This window comes from Allocoprococcus similis (assembly GCF_054660775.1).
Map to the genome: position 1 here is coordinate 57,139 of NZ_BAAHSG010000002.1, position 16,892 is coordinate 74,030.

A 16,892-nucleotide genomic window follows, 5' to 3' on the forward strand; every position below is an offset into this window, starting at 1 on the left:
ACTAATCATCCTCTTCCCGTAAATCTCTGGTTACATCATCAATTTTCTTTGACATCCGGACACCATATTCAATGGACTGATCCAGTACGAACTTGATCTCCGGTGTGTTACGCATATTCAGTGTATGAGCAAGTTCGCGGCGGATATAGCCTTCTGCGCTCTGTAATCCCTTCAGGGTATCAGCCTGGGCTTTTTCATCGCCCAGGACACTGATATATGCTTTGCAGGTTTTAAGATCCGGAGCAACCTCTACCGCTACAACCGAAGTCATCGGTGCAACACGCGGATCCTTGATTCCTCCGCGCAGAATAGTACTCAGTTCACGCTGTACCTCTGCGTTTACTCTTGTATTCTTAATGCTGTTTTTTCTCATTTTCTACCCTTCTTTATCTAGGAACTTCCACCATCTTGAATGCTTCTACCTGGTCTCCTTCTTTGACATCGTTGAAACGTTCAAATACGAAACCACATTCATATCCGGCTTTAACTTCCTTCACATCATCTTTGAAACGCTTTAATGAAGCAAGCTTACCATCGTAGATCACAACGCCGTCACGGACGATTCTTGCCTGGCAGTCACGTTCAAATGTACCGTCAAGGACATAAGATCCTGCAATTGTTCCGACTCCGGAAGCCTTGAATGTCTGACGTACTTCGGCATGACCAAGTACCTTTTCTTCAAATACAGGCTCAAGCATACCCTTCATGGCTGCTTCAACATCTTCGATCGCATTGTAGATGACACGGTACAGTCTCACGTCAACGCCTTCACGTTCTGCTGTTTCTTTTGCAGTTGCATCCGGACGTACATTGAATCCGATAATGATCGCATTGGATGCTGCAGCAAGTGTAACGTCAGATTCGTTGATCGCACCAACACCACCATGGATGATCTTGACAACGACTTCTTCATTGGAAAGTTTGACAAGGCTCTGCTTGATTGCTTCTACAGATCCCTGTACGTCTGCTTTTACAACGATTCCAAGTTCTTTTAAGTTACCTTCCTGGATCTGGTTGAACAGATCATCCAGGGACATCTTGGACTTGGTTTCTTCCAGTTTCTTGATCTTGTTCTGGCTGATGAATGTCTCTGCAAAGCTTCTTGCATCTTTATCATTCTTGCAGCCAACAAATACTTCACCTGCATTCGGCACATCATTAAGACCGAGGATCTCAACCGGCATAGAAGGACCTGCTTCTTTTACGCGGCGTCCCTGGTCATCCATCATGGCACGTACTTTACCATATGCAGAACCTGCTGCGATCGGATCTCCGACACGGAGTGTACCCTTCTGTACCAGAACGGTTGCAACCGGTCCTTTTCCTTTGTCAAGCTCAGCCTCAATCACAAGACCTCTTGCACGGCGGTTCGGATTTGCTTTCAGTTCCATCACTTCTGCGGTAAGAAGAACCATTTCCAGAAGCTCTTTGATACCTTCCCCTGTATGAGCAGATACCGGTACACAGATGGTGCTTCCGCCCCAGTCTTCCGGAATCAGTTCATATTCGGTAAGTTCCTGTTTTACACGGTCGATATTGGCACTTGGCTTGTCGATCTTGTTGATCGCAACTACGATCTCGATTCCTGCTGCCTTCGCATGGTTGATCGCTTCTACTGTCTGCGGCATAACACCGTCATCTGCTGCAACAACCAGGATTGCAATATCGGTAGAATTTGCACCACGCATACGCATTGCGGTAAATGCTTCATGTCCCGGTGTATCGAGGAAGGTGATTTTCTCACCGTTGATTTCTACAACCGAAGCACCGATATGCTGTGTGATTCCACCTGCTTCTCCTGCGATGACGTGTGTGTCACGGATTTTGTCAAGAAGAGAAGTTTTACCGTGGTCAACGTGTCCCATAACGCAGACTACTGGCGGACGTTTCTTCATTTTCTTTTCGTCTTCTTCGTCTTCTTTCAGAAGTTCTTCGATCACATCGACTACTTCTTCTTTTTCACAAAGCACGTCGAATTCCAGAGCGATTTCTTCAGCCATCTCATAATCAATTTCCTGGTTGACGGTTACAATCTTGCCCTGCATGAAGAGTTTCTTTACGATTACGGATGGCTGGATCTTCATAGCATCTGCCAGTTCCTGGATTGTAAGTACTTCCGGAATTGTGATCTGCTTGATCTGCTCTTCCACAACTTCTTTCTTCGGCTGCGGTTTTACCATTTTCGGCTGAGCGTTATTGTTTTTGCCCTTTTTGCCTTTCTGCAGTCTGTCTTCGTTCTCTTCATTTCTGTTGTATTCTTTTTTCTTGTGCGCATCTTTTGGTTTGTTGCGGCTTGGTTTCTGTTCTGCGATTGCAGGTGCCGGAATAGACGGGCTGGATTTTCTTCTGTCGTCACGGCGTCCGCCATCACGCATCTCTCTTCCGTCTCTGTTATCACGGTTATCTCTTCTGTCTCCGCGGTTCTGGAATCCGCCATCTCTTCTTCCATCACCCGGGCGTCCCTGTCTCTGATCCTGACCGTTTCTTGGTCCGTTTGGATTTCTGCGCTGTCTGTTGTCGCGGTTTTCTCCCTGCGGACGATCCTGTCTGTTTCCGTTCTGCGGGCGTCCCTGGCCATTTCCATTACCCTGCGGGCGTTCCTGTCTGTTTCCGTTCTGCGGACGTCCCTGGCCATTTCCATTACCCTGCGGGCGTCCCTGGCTGTTACCATTCTGTGGACGTTCCTGTCTGTTTCCATTACCCTGTGAGCGTCCCTGGCCATTTCCATTGCCCTGCGGGCGCTGTCCGTTTCGACTGCCCTGCGGGCGTCCCTGGCCATTACGGCCTCTTCCGCCGCCCTGTGAGTTCTGCGGTCTGAAAACCTGCACAATATTTTTCTTCTTCGGTGTATCTTCAGAAGCTTTTTCACCTTTTACTGCATCAATCTGTTCATCTGAAAGTGTACTCATATGACTTGCCACCTCAATTCCTTTGTCTTTTAATATAGAGAGTATTTCTTTGTTTGTCTTATTCATCTGTTCTGCCAGTTCATATACTCTTAATTTTGCCATAAATTTACCTCCTGTATACAGTTCCTGCTATCCTTCTTCCGTATCCAGATGTTTTCTGATTCCTTTTGCAAACCCTGCATCTGTTACTGCAAGCGAAGCGCGGAACTCTTTTCCCATCGCATGGCCCAGGGTATCTTTATCTTCAAAAAAGTATATTGGCACTTTATAAAAATCACACATGTTCTGAAATTTCTTTTTTGTATTGTCCGATGCGTCGTCTGCCACGATCACCAGATGCGCGCGTCCTTCCTTGACTTCTTTTTCTGTCATGAATTCCCCGCTCTTTGTCTTGCCGGCTTTGGTCGCCAGACTGATCATCGATAATGCTCTATTCATGTCCAAGCTGCTCCAGCTCCTTTTCCAGATTTTCGTATACCTCTTTTGGTATCGCCTGTTTGAAAGAACGTTCCAGTCCTTTATTCTTTATTGCTTCCTGCAAACATTTTCTGGAAAAGCACAGATATGCCCCACGCCCGTTCTTACGTCCGGTTGCGTCCAGAATGAATTCGCCTTCTGCTGTTTTCAGAACACGCAGCATTTCTTTTTTGTTCTTCATTTCCTGACATCCCACGCATTTACGCATCGGGACCTTTTTGGTCGTACTCAAATAATCACCTCTGTCTATTCTTCATACAGATCAAGATCATCTGCTACTTCTTCCTCTGATTCTTCATCAGCAGAATATTCTTCGTCCGAATACTCTTCCTCCTGATAATCATCTTCATAATTCTCAGCCATATTCATATAATCTGCCGGAAGTTCGCCAGACTCGATCGCCTGTGTTTCATTCTTGATATCGATCTTATATCCGGTCAGTCTTGCTGCAAGACGTGCATTCTGACCTTCTTTACCGATTGCAAGTGAAAGCTGGTAATCCGGTACGATTACACTTGCTGTTCTCTCATCCGGATCAGCCATTACAGAAATAACCTTTGCCGGGCTGAGTGCATTCTCGATCAGGATTGCCGGGTTATCACTCCAGTTGATGATATCAATCTTTTCACCGCGGAGTTCATTTACAACGGCTCCGACTCTGGCACCGTTCATACCAACGCATGCTCCAACCGGATCTACATCCGGGTCGTTAGACCATACTGCGATCTTGGTACGGGAACCTGCTTCTCTTGCAATGCTCTTGATCTCTACAATACCATCACGCACCTCGGTTACTTCCGCCTCAAAAAGCCGCTTAACCAGTTCCGGATGTGTTCTTGATACAAGGATCTTTGGTCCTTTTGTCGTGTTCTTCACCTCTACAACGTAAAGTTTGATACGCTCTGTCGGCTCGAATTTCTCACCTTTTACCTGTTCATTCTCAGTAAGGATCGCATCTGCTTTTCCAAGGTTTACACTGACATTCTTGCCAATATATCTCTGAACCACACCTGTCACGATATCTTTTTCTTTTTCAAAGTACTGATCATATACAACTTTTCTTTCTTCTTCACGGATCTTCTGAAGAATCAGGTTCTTTGCATTCTGTGTTGCGATACGTCCGAAAGATTTGGACTCAACCGGGATCTGTACGATGTCACCGATCTCATAAGAAGGATCGATCATCTTCGCATCTGCAAGACTGATCTGTTCTACTTTGTCCTCTACTTCTTCTACAACGGTCTTCTCCTGGATCAGAGTGTAATCACATGTCTCCTTATCCATAATTACTTTGATATTGTCTGCTTTTCCGAAATGATTCTTACAGGCATTGATCAGTGAATTCTCAATGGCATCCATCAGAGTATCTCTGCTGATATCTTTTTCCTCTTCAAGAATTGTAAGTGCTTCTAATAATTCGGTATTCATTTCCTTCTTCCTCCTGTCACTAGAAATCGAACGCCAGACGGATCAGTGCGATATCTGCTTTGTCAAATGTCATCGTCTCACCGTCTTCATATTCAATGGTAACTGTATCTTTATCATAATCTTTTAAGATTCCAATAAACTCTTTCTGTCTGTCGATTGCCCGGTAAGTACGAACTTCTACTTCTTCTCCCAGGCTTCTTGCAAAGTCTTTTTCTTTCTTAAGCGGTCTGCCAAGTCCCGGCGAGCTCACTTCCAGAATATACGCTTCATCGATGAAATCCTTCTCATCCAGAATGTCTGAAAGTTCCCGGCTTACCACCTCACAGTCATCAACCATGATTCCGCCCGGCTTATCGATATAAGCACGCAGGTACCAGTTTCCACCCTCTTTTACATATTCCACATCCCAGAGATCAAATCCATGCTTTTCCACGATTGGGATCAGAATCTCTTCTGTTTTCTGTTCATATACTTCTTTTTTTGACAATCTGCAACTTCCTTTCTTTATCAGGTTCCAGAAATCTGTTGGATTCTGGTTATATGACTGGCAAAAAGAAGAGTGAACTTTCGTCCACTCTTCTGCCAGATTTCTTATGTAACTGCATACAGTATAGCACTACTTTTCCTGAAATGCAAGGATTTTTAAAATATATGCCTGATTCTCTTTGTAAAGACGCTTTCCATCGTTCTCTTTCAGCCATTTTACAACCTGGATATCTGCTGCCCAGTCATCTGCCCAGACTTCATCACCTTCGCCACGCGCCGCCGCTTTTTCTGCGATGTATCCCGCCGGGTCTTCCGTAAGATCTTTTAGTACTTCATATGCTTTTTCGTTCTTATCATCCAGATCCTGTATCAAAACAACGGTTTCTGTATCCGGTGTCTTTCCATCGAGCGCCTGCAGCTGTTCATTATATTTTTCCAGGTTCTCCAGGCTGTCCTTCGCATCCCCCAGACATTCTGTCAGGATTTCAATCTCCGTTTTTCCAGTACCACCCTTTGCAACCGGGCGGATGGATATTTCCGAATCAGCAGTCGTCTTTTTCAGTTCTTCCCGTATCCTCTCCTCATCGTGATCCATTCTTCCGATATCATATCCAAAATAAAAACCGCCAATTCCAACCACAACAAGAAGAACGATTGCAAAAATTCTTTTTCCGGATTTTTTCTTTTTCATCTTCCGTCCTCCTTACCCTAATATCGTACCTGCTATAATTCCAAGGATCATTCCTCCGATCCCGGTTCCGATAAGTGCCGCAAGATATAACAGTATCTTTACCGCTTTGGACTTTTCTTTCTTCGCTTTCGGAAGATCTGGTCCGGACCCAGTTCCCGGATTCCTTGTCTCCGGGCGTGGCTGCTCCACATCTTCCTGTCGTGGAATCCGTTCCGTTTCTTCCGCTGTCGGATATTTGAACGGAATTACTCCTGCTTCGAGAGCTGAAAAAAGCTTTCCGTCTATCCACTGGAAATACTGCCAGATTGCCGCATCGAACATCCGGTGGGTATCCAGAAAATGATACCAGGATTCCACAAAAGTCTTCGTCCTGAAATATTCTCTATACGCCGGTTCCTCCAGGATATCCTTCCAGTGGTACAGCTTATTCCGTTCCTTTTCATTCAGATACAGACTGATGCACTGTTCCATGATCTTCCGGATCTCACGGTCATCTGCGCCCTGTCGCTCAGAAGCATCCGCCATATTCTGGAACTGGCGGTCCCAGTCACTGTCCCATGTCCGGGAATCTTCCTCTAACTGTACAGGTGGCTCTCCTGCCTCTTCTTCCCGGAAACTTTCCTCAGAATCTTCGTCAGAATGCACAGGAAGTTCTTCATACTGCGCAGAAGATTCTTCTGACTGTGCATCTTCTTTCTGAGGATTTTCCATGTAAGCCTCTTCTGGGTTTCTCTCCGGCTCTGCATAATTCCATGTTTCAGATTCCGCTGCTTTTTCCTGCTCCGCTGCTCCCATCTCCATCTGCCGCGGTTCTTCCGGCATCTGTGTCTCTGCTTCGTTTTCAGCATTCCGCTCTGCCCACGCAAGCGCCTCTTCGTAAGCATCGTGGATCCTCTGAAATTCCTCCGGGTGTTCTTCCGGGTGGAACTCCCTGGACTTTGCCGCATATGCTCTCTTTATCTTTTTCTTTTCCGTTGTTGGTTCAATCCCAAGTACCGTAAAACAGTTCATCACTGCTGCCTCCTCCACTCGTCATACAGATAAGCTTCTATTTTGACCGGCACCGATCTCTTCGGTGTGTTCTCCACAATATCCAGAAGCTCACTCGTCCTTGTATACGCCTTCTCGATCGTCCGCAGATCCTGTGAATTTAATGCAACTGAAAAATCTGCCAGGATCTTGTCCAGATATTTCCGGATCTCTCCGGTATTTTCTTCGTAAAGACGGTCTCCTCTCTCCATCAGAAGGCGATTCTTTTCCTGCTCTCTTGGGTGGATCTTTATTTTCTGCAGCTCTTTTCTTCTTTCCTCGATCTGCTCCGGTGTCAGCTGGATATCTTTATTGACGATCACCTTACTGAAGTGCTCTTTTGTGCTGACAACTGTCACATCCACTTCCAGGATCCCGTTGATATCATAGGTAAATCTTACATCCACCGCTTCCCTCTGGTCCGCTCTTTTTGCCAGCGGAACCGGCACACGGATCCGCCCGAGCTCCAGATTCTGATCCGCAAAGCGGTGCTCACCCTGCAGGATCGTGATATCACAGTATTCCTGGAACTGATGCACTGTCCAGTACCGCTCTATCCGGCTGATCGGAAGTACCGAATTCCGCTCAATGATCGGAGACATGATCGCCGGTCCCCTGGTATCTCCGTGAATGATCTCGGTTCCAAGTGTAAACGGACAGATGTCTGTAAGAAGTACATCCCTCACTGCCTGCTTCCGCTCCTTGATTCCGGCATACATTCCGGCGCCGACTGCAACCGCAACATCCGGATCGATCTCACACCGCGGTCTTTTACCACTCAGAAACTGCAGATAATTCTGCACGATCTTCATCTTACCGGATCCACCGATCATAATGATCTCGTCAATATCCTCCCAGCCATAACCGCTGTCATCCATCGCCCGCTTGAGCGGAATTCCGATTCCTTCAAGCAGCTTTGAGGACACTTCAAGAAGTCCTTTCGCATCCAGCTTCATCTGGTAAACCTGTCCGCCGATCACAACTTCCATCTCGCCCTCCGGCTCACTTGTCAGCTTCCGCTTCAGCTTTTCACTCTCACGGATCAGGCTGGCTCTCTCTTCATTGGTAATCCTACCCTCATCGATCTGGTTGACACTCAGGAATTTCTCTGCAATTGCACGGTTCACGTCATCTCCGCCGAGATGATTGTCCCCGGCAACTGCCACGATCTCGATCACACTGTCAAATGCATCTACGATCGAGATATCCAGAGTTCCTCCGCCAAAATCAAACACCAGAAAGGTCTGATCCTCCTCAGTCTTTCCAAAGCGATAGGCAAGTGCTGCCGCCGACGGCTCATTGACCAGACGTTCCACTGTAAGTCCGGCAAGCTCTCCTGCCATCTTCGTCGCATTTCTCTGAAAATCATTAAAATACGCCGGAACACTGATGACTGCCTCTTCAACCGGCTCACCCAGGTATTTTTCCGCATCTTCTTTCAGCTGCCGCAGGACCATGGACGACAGATCTGCCGCTGTAAACCGCCTGTTTCCAAGTATAAATGTCTTCTCTGTCCCCATAAAACGCTTGAAGCTTGCCACTGTACTTTCCGGATGGGAGATCAGCCGCTCTTTTGCGGTTTTTCCCACCAGCATTTCACCGTTTTCATCAATTCCTACTACCGACGGTGTTAAATATTCTCCCAGATTATTTGGAATCAACGTGCATTTATCATCCTGCCACACGCTTACCAGACTGTTTGTTGTTCCAAGATCAATTCCTACCGTTGCCATATAACCGACCTACTTTCTCATTCGTGTTCCTGTTCCATCTCTTTTCGCCCGTTTCAAACGGTTCAGTGTCACTTCTTTTTCATGGAAGATCACCTTGCTCTCCGTTCCTTCTTCAAACAGATATACCTCTTCCACACTGTCATTTTTCTGTAATTTCATACCGCGCACACCAACTGCACCCTTTTTCTTCTCCGAAACTTCTTCCGCCGGGAAACGGAGCACAAATCCATTCTCCGTCATCAGAACTACATCCTGCACATCCCGGATTGGCTGGATGCTTACCAGTGCATCTTCGTCCTGCAGTTTCGTTGCCGCGATTGTCCGCTTAGTTACCTGGAATTCACTTCCTGCCACCTTTTTGATCATTCCCTGCTTCGTGGCAAACAGGAATTTGGAGAAAAAGAGTTCTCTGTCATCACACAGATATACGATTCCTTCTTTTGTACTGTCAAAATTACTTACATTGTCGATTGGAAATCCTTTGTCCCTGAACTTTCCGTAAGGGAGATCCATCACTTTGATCTGATGCATCTTGCCATCCGATGTAAATAGACACAGCTTGCCGGTATTCATACAGCGCAGAATATACTTATTCTCCTTATCTGCCGCCTCCCGGTTACGTTCATAGACGGATCCATCCACCGTCTTTGCATAACCAAAGCGGTCCATCAGAAGGACAACCTCCTGCTCCTGTACTTTATTTTCCTCAAACACAGCTTCTTCTGCATTCTCGATCTTTGTTTTACGCTTCACGGCATATTCTTTTTTCAGCGCATCCAGATCATCAATGATCACCTGCGCCATAGAATCATAATTATTCAGAATATCCTCATATTTTGCAATGTTTGCAAGCGTTGTCTCATGCTCCTTCATCAGTGCCTCGATTTCCAGACCGATCAGCTTGTACAGACGCATCTCCAGAATCGCCTGTGCCTGCCGGTCGGTAAACCGGAGCATGGATGCCATTTTTTCGGATCTTTTCGACTTAAACTTGATCTTCTCTGTCGCACCTGTTGTCAGACATTCTTTTGCATCCCTGATGGACGAGCTTCCACGCAGGATCTCAATGATCAGGTCGATCACATCACACGCCTTGATCAGACCCTCCTGGATTTCTTTTTTATCCTGCTCTTTTTTCAGCAGCGTTTTGTATTTTCTGGTTGCAAGTTCAAACTGGAAATCTACATGATGTTCGATGATACGTTTGAGTCCCAGTACTTCCGGTCTGCCATCGGCTACCGCAAGCATATTGACACCAAAAGTATCCTCCAGTCTGGTCTTTTTATAAAGCATGTTGATCAGGTTGTCCACATCTGCATCACGCTTCACTTCAATTACAATACGGATTCCTTCCTTGGAAGACTGATTGGAAATGTCTACGATGTCACTGGTCTTCTTTGTCTCCACCAGATTGCAGACATCGTTCAGAAATTTACCGATTCCGGCTCCGATCATGGTGTACGGGATTTCGGAAATGACGATCTTCTTCCGTCCACCTTTTATCTCTTCCACATCTACTTTTCCACGAATCTTGATCTTTCCGGTTCCGGTCTCATAAATCTCTGCCAGATCATCTTTATTGACGACGATCCCGCCTGTCGGGAAATCCGGTCCCTTGATGTACTTCATCAACTGTTTTGTAGTGATGTCATTGTTCTTCATGTATGCCTTAACCGCATCCACAATCTCACCCAGGTTATGTGTCGGAATACTGGTTGCCATACCAACTGCGATTCCTTCCGCACCGTTCAGCAGAAGGTTCGGAATCCTTACCGGAAGAACTGCCGGTTCTTTTTCTGTCTCATCAAAATTCGGTACAAAATCAATGATATCTTTGTCCAGATCGGCAAGATATGCCTCCTGTGTGATTTTCGCCAGTCTTGCTTCGGTATAACGCATGGCTGCCGCCCCGTCTCCTTCAATGGAGCCGAAGTTTCCATGACCATCTACCAGGATCATTCCTTTTTTGAACTCCTGTGCCATAACAACCAGTGCTTCATAGATCGAGCTGTCTCCATGGGGATGATATTTACCCATGGTATCCCCGACAATACGCGCACATTTACGGTACGGCTTGTCGTAACGGATTCCCAGCTCATACATGTCATAGAGTGTTCTTCTCTGTACCGGTTTCAGACCATCCCTGACATCCGGGAGGGCTCTGGAAATGATAACACTCATGGCATAGTCAATATATGATTTTTTCATCAGCTCCGAATATTCCGTCCGGATGATCTGTGACTCTTCCATTTTCTCTTACCTCTTCTAGTTTATGTTTTCTGATGCACAGACTTTCTCCTTTTGAAAATCCATGCCTTTCCGATCTGTTTTTAAATATCCAGTTCTGCCTCTGTCGCATTTTCATAAATAAATGCGCGGCGCGGCGGAACTTCTGTTCCCATCAGCATCTCTGTTACACCGGATGCCATACGTGCATCCTCGATCTCGATCCGTTTCATCATTCGGGTTTCCGGGTTGAGGGTTGTCTCCCAGAGCTGCTCTGCATCCATTTCACCCAGACCTTTGTATCGCTGCAGGGTAAAGTCAGAATGGGTCTTTCTGTATCTCTCCAGTGCCTTATCATCGTAAAGGTACTCTTCTTCTCCCTTTTTCGGCATCGCCTTATAAAGCGGCGGCATTGCCACGTAGACATGCCCCTCGTAGATCAGTTCCGGCATAAACCGGTAGAATAAAGTCAGGAGCAGCGTGGAAATATGTGCTCCATCCACGTCCGCATCCGCCATGATGATAATCTTGTCATACCGCAGCTTTGTGATATCAAAGTCATTACCGTATCCCTCTGAAAATCCACATCCGAATGCATTGATCATGGTCTTGATCTCGGCATTTGCCAGAACCTTATCGATGCTTGCTTTTTCCACATTCAGGATCTTTCCACGGATCGGCAGGATTGCCTGATACATTCTGTCGCGGGCAGTCTTTGCGCTTCCTCCCGCAGAATCTCCCTCGACGATGAAGATTTCACATTTGGATGCATCCCGGCTCTCACAGTTTGCAAGCTTTCCGTTGCTGTCAAAGGAATATTTCTGCCTGGTCAGAAGATTTGTCTTTGCCTTTTCCTCACTTTTACGGATCTTCGCTGCCTTTTCCGCACAGGAAAGAACCTTTTTCAGTGTCTCCAGATTCCGGTCAAAGAAACGCGGGATCTCATCACTGGTCACCTTTCCGGTCGCTTTTGCCGCATCCTGGTTGTCCAGCTTTGTCTTGGTCTGTCCCTCAAATCTCGGATCCGGGTGCTTGATCGATACGATCGCCGTCATTCCGTTCCGCACATCTGCACCGGTAAAGTTGGCATCCTTATCCTTTAACACACCAATTTCACGGGCATACTGGTTCATGATCGTCGTAAATGTCGTCTTGAACCCGGTCAGGTGGGTTCCCCCTTCCGCATTATAAATATTGTTGCAGAAGCCTAGTACATTTTCATGGAATTCATTCACATACTGGAATGCAACTTCCACTTCGATGCCTTCTGCCTCTCCTTTATAGTAAACCGGATCGTGGATCACTTCTTTTTTGGAATTCAGATCCTTGATAAACCCAATGATCCCATCCGGTTCATGATACTCAATCCTCTCTTCCTGTGTCTTTCTTTTATCTGTAAATATAATCGTCAGTTCCGGATTCAGGTAGGCTGTCTCATGCAGTCGGCTCTTGATCTCTTCCTCTTTAAATCTCGTCTTCTCGAAAATTGTCGGATCCGGAAGAAAATTGACACAGGTCCCGGTCTTTTTGGTCTTTCCGATCACCGGAAGAAGCCCATCCTCCAGTTCTACCACCGGAATTCCTCTCTCATAACGGTCGTGGTGGACCGCACCGTCACGGCTGATCTTTACATCCATATAAGTAGACAGTGCATTAACAACCGAAGAACCTACTCCGTGCAGACCGCCACTTGTCTTGTATGCCGAATCATCGAACTTACCTCCTGCATGAAGGGTGGTATATACGATTCTGGCTGCCGATACTCCTTTTGCATGCATGCCTACCGGCACACCTCGTCCATTATCTGTTACCGTTGCAGAACCGTCCTTTTCCAGTGTCACCTCGATCTGTGAACAAAATCCTGCCAGATGCTCATCTACCGCATTATCTACAATTTCGTACACCAGGTGGTTAAGCCCCTTGGTACTGACGCTTCCAATATACATTCCCGGTCTTTTCCGGACAGCTTCCAGTCCTTCCAGAATGGTAATACTCTCCGCATCATATGTAGTCTTTTTTGCCATTGTCTTCCTCTCCTCTTATGATCCATTCTAAAATATCCAGGTAAAATCCTGCGGCAGCAGCCTCCTTACAATCCCCCGGATTCCCTGATCTGTTTCTTCAATTCAGTAAGAAAAATTCTATCTCAATTTCAATCCTCTTGTCAAGCCAAATTGACCTCTCCTGCCATTATAACATATTTTATATCGGTAAATTTCTATAGTTTCCATTTTGTCATAAGACTCCTTCTATTGTCCGGTCAGCACACTATTTAAAAGATCTGCCAGCACCTCCATGGCATTTCGCATTTCCTCTACCGTGTTAGTCTGCGCGCCCGCCTCAATAAGAAGCATCCGCGGCATCAGATCCATATTGTATTTATAGCCGCGAAGATAGTTTCTCCTTGCAAATCCCGGATATTTTGTTTCTGCCGCAATCTTCATCTGCAGGGAAAATGCAAGATTATCCTGCAAATATGGATTGGCCATTCCGGCAAGATCTCCGTTTACCCGTGTCCGGCTCAGTCCATTAAAAAACATGATCTGTGCCGTCGGTTTTCCATTTATCTCCGTCACCAGATGCGTAGTATCCGCCACGCCGTCTCTATGCAGATCGATCACCACTTCGATACTCGGATTTTCCGCAAGGATCTGTTCCACCTCAGGTTTGGCAAATTCATAAGCTTCGCTCCGGTCCAGTTTACCATCGATCAGATCATATACTCCCTCATGATGCATGGTCGGAATCTTGTATTTGTCATTTAAAATCTCCGTCAGATAACGCCCGATCCCTACAATTGAGGTGGACGGATCATTGTCTGAATCTGCAAATGTCTCCTGGGAATGGGTGTGATAGATCAGGATTTTCGAACCGCCCGTACCCAGATCAATCCTCAGATCCTTTCCAAGCAGCTCCGAAGCGTTCAACTCCGAAGGATTGATATACGTCACGCTGTCCACCGTATAAAAATTGCTCACAAGATATTCAAAATCATTTAGCCGGTCCATCGAAAGATCCATCGTCGGTACGGACGCCTGCCTTGTCTCTTCGCTTTTATCTTCCCCGATAAGCTGTCCGTTTTCATCCACCGAATTTTCTTCTTCCGCCTGCTTTTTTGCAAGAAGCGCATAGGTGGCCTCATCTTCTGTCAGAAGCTCTGCCGCCTCCCGCTCAGTCACATAATTACCAAGAGGAATCAGGGCAGATGCCATGTGGACGACAGCCTCCGTCATCCGGATTTTCCCTTGTTTTTTCTCCGTATATGTAACTCCCGGCATATAAAGCCGCTCCGCATTTTCCTGAACACTCTGGATCATCCTGATCTTCCAGGATCTCGGGATCAGTGAACCGCTGCTTTTTGCTTCCAGTCCCCAGATTCCCAAAATCATAATGGCGAGAAGCACACAAATTCTCTGTTCTTTTTTCATCTGCGCGCCTCCCTGCCTGTTTCTGAAGATTACCGTAGCAAAACCCTATCTTTCCAGACTGGATCCTGCCCCGGATCTTTTGTGTCATATTGACATAATATATGCAACTCACCGCCTGATTATGTCGCTGAAGCTGCAAAAAGCATATTCAGCGCCTCAGAAATCGTATAACTGATTCGCCTGACGGTCTCATCAATATCTTTTGGTGTGACAAACATTCCATTTAAATGTGGTGCGATCAGTTCCTTGATCAGCTCATATTTTTCTGCCGGACTGTATCCTTTGATCACACTTGCCATGCCTTTTAAAGATTCAGATACTTCCACTGCACTGAGCAGATTATCCATCGTATCACCTACAATGGTTGCCGCATCCACTACAGTCGGCACACCGATTGCAATCACCGGGATCCCGACTGTCTTTTCCGTGATTGCATTCCGGTGATTTCCCACCCCGGATCCCGGATTAATTCCCGTATCCGCGATCTGGATCGTCCGGTTCAGCCTTTTTGAATTTCTCGCTGCCAGCGCATCGATCACCAGAAGGATATCCGGTTTTGTCTCTGCCACCACCCCCCGGATCACCTCTACAGTCTCCATTCCGGTCTGCCCCATAACCCCCGGTACGATCGCGCTGACCGACCAGACCTCATCTTCCCCTGTCGCATACTTTCCGTACTCCTCAATGATATGCCTTGTGATATGCAGGTTGTCTACCACATAAGGGCCAAGTGCGTCCGGTGTCACCTGACGGTTGCCAAGACCGACCACCAGGATCTTTTCCATCTTTCTTTTGGGAAGCAGTTCTCCAATGAATTTCCGAAGCTGCTGTGAAACCTCCTCATGATATCCTTCATCGGGAACTGCCATTTCCGGTGCCTCGATCGTAATATAGCTGCCAACCGGTTTTCCCATCACTTTTGCTCCGTTTTCGGTCTTAATCTGCACTGTTGTGATGCGGATCTCATTTTCCTCATCATACTCTTCCGTCAGGATCACACCCTGGACCTCAACATGGTCAGCTTCAAATCGTTCCTTCTCTTCCAGAGCCAGATCCGTCCTGATATTATACTTTTCAACCATAGTCCTCTCCCATTTCTGTATTTTCTGTTTTATTCACTTAGTTTTTCGCAAAAAAATTGGAATTATGTATTGACAAGCAATCTTTCTTCGCCTAAAATAAATAAGTGTGTTCGACGGATGTTCCGTGTCACTTTTCGTCGAATTCAATATTATGATTATATAATTTATGAAATGATAATTTGGAGGTGTCGGAAATGGCTAATATTAAATCCGCAAAAAAGAGAATTTTAGTAACTGAGACAAAGACAGCTAGAAATAAAGCAATCAAATCTAAAGTGAAAACTTATGTAAAGAAAGTTGAAACTGCTGTTGAAAAGAAAGATGTTGAAGCTGCAAAGGCTGCATTAAAAGAAGCAATCTCTGTAATCAACAAAGCAGGAAGCAAGGGTGTTTACCACAAAAATACTTGCGCAAGAAAAATCTCTCGTTTAACAAAAGCTGTTAACGAAATTGCTTAATTCCGGTTTCGAGATAAATAATGAATGATAAAAAGGCAGCCATCCCGTCAGTGGCTGTCTTTATTGTTTTCATAAATCTTTAAAAAAGAGTCTGTACTGAATGCTGCTTGCATCCGGTACAGACTTTTTTGTCTTCTGATTTTCTCTTATAATTTAGAATAGCCGTAGCTGTTCACGATAGCTTCGATCCGCTGTCCTTCTCTGCACTTCGGGCAATCCTCCGGAGAATACGCTCTGTAATGTGGAAGGTCACTGCTTGTGAAGATCGTATTGACTTCCATTCCTGCAATCTTGTTGACTGAACTGAAAATTGCGCTGATTCCGCAGACTCTTCCTCCGTAGTACAGAATGGACTCGATTGCCTGTTTGACAGATTTACCGGTTGTGATGGACGCTGCAAGGATCAGGACCTGTTTGTTCTCGACCATTCTCTGTTTGTTGTCACGGAACAGGATCTGTCCGTCCTGATACATCTCCGGGGTAATAATGGAAATGTTGTTTCCTTTGCTGAGTGAGTACTGGTTCTCATCGGCAAGCTGCTCGGCAAGGAAAGTTCCGATCACTTCTGTCTCCTCCATGCAAACGATGGTATCTACCGTTGTGTTAGAAAGGTAAGCTGCTGCAAGAACTTTTGCAGTCTCACGGGCGTTGTTGTGACGGGATTTGACCGTCGACATGTCGATGTAGGTGTTGATGTGGGAATGACTTGTTGCAAAGTGTCCTTTTAAAATTTTAATTCGCGCCTTTGGGTTTTTGGTGGAGCGAAGGTCTTCCAGTCTTTCATCCATTTCTAGTTCCTCCTTTAAGTTGTTTTGGTGGTTTTGACTGGTTTTAGTATAGCACAGAGGGGTGGGTTGTGCAATATGTATATTTGGTGGTGGGTGGAAGTTGGGTGGTTTGATGGTTTGGTGGTTTGACAGGACTTTTGTTTTGGGGGGACGCCAA

Annotated in this window: 15 protein-coding genes; 1 reads left to right on the forward strand and 14 read right to left on the reverse strand. The window is 46.1% G+C overall.

Features of this window, described 5'->3' with window-relative positions:
* Position 1: 1 nt before the first annotated feature.
* The 13 genes from rbfA to gpr form a co-directional block, all read right to left on the reverse strand.
* Positions 2-373 carry a 30S ribosome-binding factor RbfA gene (rbfA, locus tag ACYQ5K_RS01115; RefSeq protein WP_008369305.1) on the reverse strand — a complete coding sequence of 124 codons (372 nt, stop codon included), beginning with the start codon at positions 371-373 and terminating at the stop codon, positions 2-4.
* A 13-nt stretch (positions 374-386) separates the two neighbouring features.
* Complete coding sequence (infB, locus tag ACYQ5K_RS01120; RefSeq protein ID WP_173688475.1) at positions 387-3,011, reverse strand: translation initiation factor IF-2; 2,625 nt, start codon at positions 3,009-3,011, stop codon at positions 387-389.
* 27 nt (positions 3,012-3,038) lie between these two features.
* A complete protein-coding gene (locus ACYQ5K_RS01125; RefSeq protein ID WP_173688476.1) occupies positions 3,039-3,347 on the reverse strand; it encodes a L7Ae/L30e/S12e/Gadd45 family ribosomal protein in 309 nt (102 codons plus the stop codon).
* Positions 3,340-3,567, reverse strand: coding sequence for an RNase P modulator RnpM (gene rnpM / locus ACYQ5K_RS01130; RefSeq protein WP_420314998.1), 228 nt, complete (start codon positions 3,565-3,567; stop codon positions 3,340-3,342). Before rnpM ends, ACYQ5K_RS01125 begins: the two co-directional genes overlap by 8 nt.
* A gap of 65 nt (positions 3,568-3,632) precedes the next feature.
* Positions 3,633-4,814, reverse strand: a complete 1,182-nt coding sequence (gene nusA, locus ACYQ5K_RS01135; protein WP_008369313.1) for a transcription termination factor NusA — start codon at positions 4,812-4,814, stop codon at positions 3,633-3,635.
* 19 nt (positions 4,815-4,833) lie between these two features.
* Positions 4,834-5,301, reverse strand: a complete 468-nt coding sequence (gene rimP / locus ACYQ5K_RS01140) for a ribosome maturation factor RimP (protein WP_173688478.1) — start codon at positions 5,299-5,301, stop codon at positions 4,834-4,836.
* Between the two features lie 129 nt (positions 5,302-5,430).
* Positions 5,431-5,991 carry a hypothetical protein gene (locus ACYQ5K_RS01145; protein ID WP_173688479.1) on the reverse strand — a complete coding sequence of 187 codons (561 nt, stop codon included), beginning with the start codon at positions 5,989-5,991 and terminating at the stop codon, positions 5,431-5,433.
* Positions 5,992-6,003: 12 nt separating this feature from the next.
* The gene (locus ACYQ5K_RS01150) at positions 6,004-7,002 is read right to left on the reverse strand and encodes a DnaJ domain-containing protein (RefSeq protein ID WP_173688480.1); all 999 of its coding nucleotides are present in this window, start codon (positions 7,000-7,002) and stop codon (positions 6,004-6,006) included.
* Positions 7,002-8,753 (reverse strand): molecular chaperone HscC, encoded by a 1,752-nt coding sequence (locus ACYQ5K_RS01155; RefSeq protein ID WP_195231298.1) that lies wholly within the window; start codon positions 8,751-8,753, stop codon positions 7,002-7,004. Before ACYQ5K_RS01155 ends, ACYQ5K_RS01150 begins: the two co-directional genes overlap by 1 nt.
* Positions 8,754-8,762: 9 nt before the next feature.
* Positions 8,763-11,003 carry a DNA gyrase/topoisomerase IV subunit A gene (locus tag ACYQ5K_RS01160; protein WP_173688482.1) on the reverse strand — a complete coding sequence of 747 codons (2,241 nt, stop codon included), beginning with the start codon at positions 11,001-11,003 and terminating at the stop codon, positions 8,763-8,765.
* An 80-nt stretch (positions 11,004-11,083) separates the two neighbouring features.
* Positions 11,084-13,003 (reverse strand): DNA gyrase/topoisomerase IV subunit B, encoded by a 1,920-nt coding sequence (locus ACYQ5K_RS01165; RefSeq protein WP_173688483.1) that lies wholly within the window; start codon positions 13,001-13,003, stop codon positions 11,084-11,086.
* A gap of 225 nt (positions 13,004-13,228) precedes the next feature.
* Positions 13,229-14,407, reverse strand: a complete 1,179-nt coding sequence (locus ACYQ5K_RS01170) for a stage II sporulation protein P (RefSeq protein WP_195231300.1) — start codon at positions 14,405-14,407, stop codon at positions 13,229-13,231.
* 119 nt (positions 14,408-14,526) lie between these two features.
* Positions 14,527-15,489, reverse strand: coding sequence for a GPR endopeptidase (gene gpr / locus ACYQ5K_RS01175; RefSeq protein ID WP_173688485.1), 963 nt, complete (start codon positions 15,487-15,489; stop codon positions 14,527-14,529).
* Between the two features lie 194 nt (positions 15,490-15,683).
* On the opposite strand from gpr, the gene rpsT reads away from it, so the two are divergent.
* The gene (gene rpsT, locus ACYQ5K_RS01180) at positions 15,684-15,947 is read left to right on the forward strand and encodes a 30S ribosomal protein S20 (protein WP_173688486.1); all 264 of its coding nucleotides are present in this window, start codon (positions 15,684-15,686) and stop codon (positions 15,945-15,947) included.
* A gap of 146 nt (positions 15,948-16,093) precedes the next feature.
* On the opposite strand, the gene ACYQ5K_RS01185 is transcribed toward rpsT, so the two are convergent.
* A complete protein-coding gene (locus ACYQ5K_RS01185) occupies positions 16,094-16,735 on the reverse strand; it encodes a type I phosphoribosyltransferase (RefSeq protein WP_173688487.1) in 642 nt (213 codons plus the stop codon).
* Between the last annotated feature and the right edge of the window lie 157 nt (positions 16,736-16,892).